The sequence below is a fragment of the Kitasatospora sp. NPDC048722 genome, from assembly GCF_040650235.1.
GTDB lineage: Bacteria > Actinomycetota > Actinomycetes > Streptomycetales > Streptomycetaceae > Kitasatospora.
Genome location: NZ_JBEZGX010000087.1, coordinates 23,883 through 29,882, shown reverse-complemented (window position 1 = coordinate 29,882; position 6,000 = coordinate 23,883). Strand labels below are relative to the sequence as shown.

The following is a 6,000-nucleotide window of genomic DNA, read 5'->3' as shown; positions in this document are numbered from 1 at the left end:
CGGCGCTCGGAAGGAGTAGTCGTAGAGGAGGAAGAGCGGGGCGACGACGACCGGCCCGCCGGTGCTCCCGCACGATCGTGCGGGAGGGGCCCTCGTGCCGTTTCCGGACGCCCCGCCCCTGGTCAGCCGCCCTCCTGTGACGTCGGCCCGGCGAGATCCTCGACGAACCGCTTGAAGCGCCGCAGGTCGCCGCGGACCTGGACGCCGAGTACGCCCAGCCTGTCGGCGGCCTTCTCGGCCAGACCGGTGGGCTGGAAGGCCATGGTCATCCGCACCCGGGTCCGGGCCGCGCCGAGCGGCTCGAAGGCGACCGTGCCGGTGTGTTTCACGCTCTCGCCGGTGGTGCGCCAGACGACCCGCTCGTCGGGCACCCGTTCGACGACTTCGGTCTCGAACTCCCGGGACAGCCCGGCGATCCTGGTCCGCCAGTGGGCCCGTCGGTCGTCCAGCTGCCTGACCTCCTCCACGCCGTCCATGAACGTGGGGAAGTTCTCGAAGGTCGCCCATTGGTCGTAGACGACGCGGACGGGCGCGTCCACGTCGATCGACTCCTCCACCGTGCTCATCGCCGCACCTTCCCACGCCGTGCGCCTTTCCGGGCCGTCCTGCGGGCCGACCCGCCGAGACGCTTGTCCGCGGGGGCGGGCCCTACCGCCGGGGCAGCTCGCAGCCGTCCGGCCCGCAGGCTTCCGCGTCGCCCCCGCCGACCGGGACCAGCGGTGCCGGCAGCCGGCTCTCCCAGGCCTGCTCCAGCGCCTGCGTGAACGTTTCCGCAGGCTGGGCGCCGGACACCCCGAGCCGGCGGTCGAGGACGAAGAACGGCACGCCCGTCGCCCCCATCGCGCTCGCCGTCGCCTCGTCCTCGCGCACCGCCTCCGCGTACGCCTCCGGATCGGCCAGCACGGCGGCGGCCGCCTCGCCGTCCAGCCCGGCCCCGACGGCCAGCTCGACCAGCCGCTGCGCGTCGAACGCCGAGCGCTCCTCGGCGAAGTTGGCCCGGTACAGCGCGTCCAGCAGCTCGGCCTGCCGGCCCCGGTCCTTGGCGAAGTGCAGCAGCCGGTGCATGTCGAAGGAGTTCGCCGCGTCCCGCCCGCCGTCCAGGTACGGCAGTCCCTCCGCCCGCGCGTTCCCGGCGATCCGGGCCTCCGCCGCCTCGGCCTGCTCCAGGCTCATCCCGTACTTCGCGGCGAGCAGCGGGAGCAGGGGGCGGGCCGCGCGCGGCGCGTTCGGGTCCAGCTCGAAGGAGCGGTGCACGACCTCGACCTCCGCGCGGTGCGGGAACACCGCCAGGGCCTGCTCGAACCGGGCCTTGCCGATGTAGCACCACGGGCAGTTGATGTCGCTCCAGATCTCGACGCGCACGGGACCGCACTCCTCTCGTCGCGCGGGCCTGTCCCGCGCCGGTACTTACGGGAATGCGCTCGCGCACCTGAATATTTCAGGATGAGAAATATGTGAAGGGCGGCCCATGACCGCGCAGCGCCTCAGCCGCGGGGGGCCAGCGCCGCGACCAGGTCCCCCGCCGTCAGCCGTTCCAGCTCCTCGGGCGCCGCGTCCACCGGCCCCGGGTAGAGCCGGTAGAGCGCCCCGGACAGCTTCGCCGGTACCGGCACGTCCCCGTCCACCAGCGCGACGAACGACCGCGCACCGTCCGGCAGTTCGACCTGCCCGGCGCCGTCGTCGTCCCGCCGCGCCCGCAGCCGGGCCGCGAACGCCCCGACGTCCTCGCCGTCGCGCCGCCGCCACCGCCGTACGCCGAGGCCGCCGCGCACGTGCACGTCGTCCGTGCCCGCCGCCGCTCGGGCGCAGGCGACGTCCCACAGGGTGGCCCGGTTCTCCGGGCCGAAGTGGGCGAGCACGTCGCGGCTGAGCGAGCCGACCTCGGCCTGGTGCCGGCGGACGCTGTGGTAGCCCCCGTCGGCGCCCGTGTTGAGGTCGGTCCAGGTGTACTGCCGCTGCGCGAGGTCGACGATCATCGGGACGGACACCTTGGCGTCCCCGACCAGGTCCAGCCGCTGGCGGACCGCCCTCGGGTGGTAGTGCGTCCCGCCGGAGGGCGTCGCACCGAGGTCCATGAACCCGGCGAAGGCCTCGGTCAGCTGCTCGAAGGCGACGTCGTTGTAGCTGAACACGATCACCACCGCGTACCGCGCGCCGCCCGCCGCCAGCCGGGCGAGGTCCAGGTCGACGAACTCCGTCGCGCCGTCCGGCGGCGGCGCGGACACGTAGTCGCCCGAGTGCACGGCCGCCCGGTCGCCGTGCACCAGGTTGGTGTAGTCGCACAGGCCGCTGAACCGCCACCGCTCGTCGTACAGCGCGACGGACAGGTCGAGGTCCACCCGCAGGTGCTCCGGCTGCATCCAGTGCACGAACAGCCGCAGCCGCTCGCCGGCCGGCAGCCGCTGCCGGCTCCCGCGCGGCACGCACACCAGGGCCTTGGCGGCGGCCCGCTCGGCGAACGGCGCGACCAGGTCGGCCAGGCCCTCGTCCAGCAGCGCGCGGTCGTAGCGCTCGCCACCGCTGCGGCGCAGCAGCTCGGCCTCGATCACCGTGCAGAGCGGGGCGCTGAGTTCGGCGGGCACCACGGTGCCGTGGTCCTCCCGGGCGTGCGCCAGCGAGACCGTCCCCCGGGGGAAGTACAGCCGCCGCTCGCCCGCCGTACGAGTACCGCGCAGCCGCCCGTACGCGCCCAGCAGCGGCCCGGGGGCGACCCGGCCCAGGGCCCGGGCCACCGTCTCCAGCAGTTCGGGCGGCAGTCCGGCGCCGGGATCGGCGGTGGCGTGCACCCGCAGCACGTGGTGCAGCCGGCGGACCAGCTCGCCCGGGCGCCCGGCCAGCACCCGTACCGCACCGACGGCGTCCCCGGCGGCCAGCAGCGATTCGACCCGCCCGGCGAAACCGGTGAACGCCAGCCGGGTGTGATCGCCGGTGGTGACCACGCGCAGCGGCGCGGGCGGCTCGGCGAACTCCCGGCCCACCTCGTGGGTGCGCAGGTCCGTCTCCCGCAGCAGGACGAACGCGGCCGTCACCTTCGGGAAGCGCCGCCGGTGCTCGTACGGGTGCAGCAGTTCGCCCGCGCGCAGCCAGGCCGAGCGGTGGCGGCGCAGGTCCTCGGCGAGGGCGGTGGGGGAGAGGCCCTCCAGGACCTCCAGCAGGCCCCGGCGCAGCGGCCGCGACAGGTTGCGCAGCCGCAGCCGCCGGGCGGTGGCGGGCAGCAGGTCGGGTTCGGCGCCGGACCACGCCCACAGCAGCCGCAGCACGTCGGTCGCGGTGTCGACCCGCTCGGCCAGCACGGGCAGGGCGGCCGTGCCCTCGCGCTCCAGCAGGGCGGCGAGGACGGTGGCCTTGGTCTCGCGCAGCGGGATCTGCGCGGGCAGGCGCTGCGGCAGGTCCTCGGGCGCGTGGGCGAGCAGCGCGGCGAGGTCCTCCCGGTCCTGCGGGGAGAGCGGGGTGCGGCGGGCCAGCAGGCGGTGGAACTCGGCCATCGCGGCGGTGACCTGGTCGGCGGCGATCAGCCGCAGCGGGCGCAGGGCCTGTCGGCCGCCGAAGTCCTCCGCCGCCTTGCGCCCGGCCGAGCCGTCCTCGCCCAGGTAGGTGCCGCTCGTCAACCGCGCGCCGCACAGCGGGCACTGCCCGCCCCGGCCGTCGGCGCTCAGGCCGTCCAGGCACGGCGCGCAGAGCAGGTGCGCGCAGGGTGCGAGCGCACCGACGCCCACCTCGGCGCCGCGCCGGCCGCAGTGCGCGCAGGGCTGGTTCGGCTGGTTGAGCAGGAACGCCCTGACCTGCCGGGTGTAGAAGACGTGTGCGTGGTCCGGGACGGCGTCCGGGAAGCGGCGGAACAGCGGCAGGTGTTCGCGGTCCGCGCCGAGCAGGTGGTCGATCCGGGCGAGCAGTTTGTCGCCCAGCTCGGCGAGCCGCACCGGCGCCAACCGGGAAAGGGCGGAGCGCAGTTGGGTGGTGAGGACGTAGCCGCGCCGGACCAGATCGGCATCGAGGGCCACCAGGCCCCGAACGCTCCACGGATCCGCGGAGGGCAGCAGCTCGCCGGGGGCCACGGCGAGGGCACCACGCCGGCGGAGCAGGAAGGAACCGAGATCGAGATCGACGCTGACGTCGAAGGGAGCCACGATGGCTCGGGGCATGCGAAGAGATCCCCCCACGGAGGCGGAAAGAAGAAGGGGCGGAGAGGGGGCGCGCTACTGGTTTTCGGAGGAAGAAGAGAAGGAAGCGCGCCGCGGAGCCGCCAACACGGCGACCATAGCCGAACACTGAGGCGCCGCCCACCGATTTATTCCAGCCACCTCGCAGGCAGGAAGGCGCCTCGGCCGGCCACACCCCGTCGACGGCGCGTCGGCCCGGATCGGGTTCGACGGCGCGCGGCCTGGCCCGCGGCTCGTGCGTTTCGGCGGCCGACCCCTCCCGGGAGCCCGCGCCGACGATCAACTCCCCGCAGGGGTTAGCCTTTTGCGCATGCAGACCACCCGCCCCGCAAGCCCGGGTCCCACCACCCGCGACCGCCTGCTCGCGTTCGGCTCACTGCCCGCGGCAGCGGCCGTGCTCACCGGGACGAACGCGTTCTACCTGCTGCTCGTCGTCTTCGGCAACGTCACCGACTTCCCCACCAACCAGCACTTCGTCCAGCACGTGCTGGCGATGGACACCACCTTCCGGGACGGGAACCTGATGTGGCGCTCCATCACGTCCCCGGGCCTGCAGAACGCGGCGTACGTCGCGATCATCGCCTGGGAGGCGCTGAGTGCCCTGGTGCTGACGGCCGGGACGTTCGCCTGGTGGCTGCGGCCGGACCTGGCCCGCCGGCTCAGCAGCCTCGGCCTGCTGCTGATGCTGCTGCTCTTCGGCGTCGGGTTCATCGGGATCGGCGGCGAGTGGTTCGCCATGTGGCAGTCCAAGGCGTGGAACGGCCTGGACGCGGCGATCCGCAACGTCACCCTGGCAGGACTGGCCCTGGTGGTGGTGAACCTGCCGTACCGCCCGCACACCACCTCGGAGTGAGGGAACCCGCACCCGCGCTGCCCGCCCGGCCGCCGTCGACCTGCGTGCCGGCCTCGGCGTCGGCACCTCCACCGCCTGTCACCTCTCCGGCACCGCCGACTTCCAGCCCCCGGGGCGGACGGCCCCCGGGGCGCCGTCAGCTCGCGTCGTCCCCGGGGGCCCCGTACTCCCGGTGCGCGTCCAGGTAGGGCAGCCGCACCCGCTCCCGCCAGTCCGCCGCCTGCTCGTGCGCCGCAGGCCGCACCGCCGCCGCCTCGGCCGCGTCCTCGGCCCAGCCGTACGGGTACGGGCTGCCCAGGGCCACCGCCGTCGCGGCGAGGTAGCGGGCCATCGCCGCGTCGTCCGGCACGGCCAGGGTCTCGACCTCGCCCCGGTCGACCGTGATGCCGATCTCCCAGCCCCCCTGTGCCGCCCGCCGCGCACCCCAGCCGCGCGCCCAGTGCACGTGCTCCGCCGTGACCTCGCCCCCGGGCCTGGGGGCCAGACCTGCGTCACGCAGCGCGGGGACCACGGCGGCCGGGGAGCCCCAGGGGATGGGCAGCCCGGCGCTCACCGCCACGCCGAGCACCGTGCGGCACGGGTAGGGCGTGTGGCAGCACGCGCAGCGCGGCTGCTGCGCGCCGCCGCCTTCTGCCCGGGCGGGCTCGTGCAGTTGCACCACGGCACCGAGCAGGTACTGGTGCCTGCCGACCGGTTGCCCGGCCTCCTTCAGGTCTCGCAGGAAGAGCTGGAGCAGCCGGTGGAAGAGCCGGCCGGACTCGTAGCTGTCCAACGGCGGCACCGGCACCCGGACCACGCTGTCACTCCCTTGCCCGTCATGACCCATGCGGGCGAGCCTAGACCCTCCGCGCCGGTCGCCCGGCGGCTGCCGGCGGCCCGACGGAAGAGGCGGCCGGAACGGGAGGCCGGGGAGCGGCCGGAGCTGCGGGAGCCGGTGGCGCGTGTGCTGAGGCGGGCCGGGATCGCCTCCCCGCGCGGTCCCGTGAC

5 protein-coding genes are annotated in these 6,000 nt (G+C 75.0%); 1 reads left to right on the top strand and 4 read right to left on the bottom strand.

Annotated elements, in window-relative coordinates; all coding sequences use genetic code 11:
• Window positions 1–122: 122 nt before the first annotated feature.
• From AB0C76_RS38145 to AB0C76_RS38135, 3 genes are all read right to left on the bottom strand, one after another.
• The gene (locus AB0C76_RS38145) at window positions 123–566 is read right to left on the bottom strand and encodes an SRPBCC family protein (protein WP_359974572.1); all 444 of its coding nucleotides are present in this window, start codon (window positions 564–566) and stop codon (window positions 123–125) included.
• Between the two features lie 82 nt (window positions 567–648).
• Window positions 649–1,362 carry a DsbA family oxidoreductase gene (locus tag AB0C76_RS38140; RefSeq protein WP_359974570.1) on the bottom strand — a complete coding sequence of 238 codons (714 nt, stop codon included), beginning with the start codon at window positions 1,360–1,362 and terminating at the stop codon, window positions 649–651.
• 122 nt (window positions 1,363–1,484) lie between these two features.
• On the bottom strand, window positions 1,485–4,142 hold the full coding sequence (locus AB0C76_RS38135) for an MXAN_6230/SCO0854 family RING domain-containing protein (RefSeq protein WP_359974568.1): 2,658 nt from the start codon (window positions 4,140–4,142) through the stop codon (window positions 1,485–1,487).
• 328 nt (window positions 4,143–4,470) lie between these two features.
• On the opposite strand from AB0C76_RS38135, the gene AB0C76_RS38130 reads away from it, so the two are divergent.
• Entirely contained in the window at window positions 4,471–5,013 is a 543-nt protein-coding gene (locus tag AB0C76_RS38130) for a DUF2165 domain-containing protein (RefSeq protein ID WP_359974566.1), read from the top strand.
• A 136-nt stretch (window positions 5,014–5,149) separates the two neighbouring features.
• Here the strand turns inward: AB0C76_RS38130 and AB0C76_RS38125 are convergent, their stop codons facing one another.
• Window positions 5,150–5,839: a hypothetical protein gene (locus AB0C76_RS38125; protein WP_359974565.1), complete on the bottom strand. Its 690-nt coding sequence runs from the start codon at window positions 5,837–5,839 to the stop codon at window positions 5,150–5,152.
• Window positions 5,840–6,000: the final 161 nt, after the last annotated feature.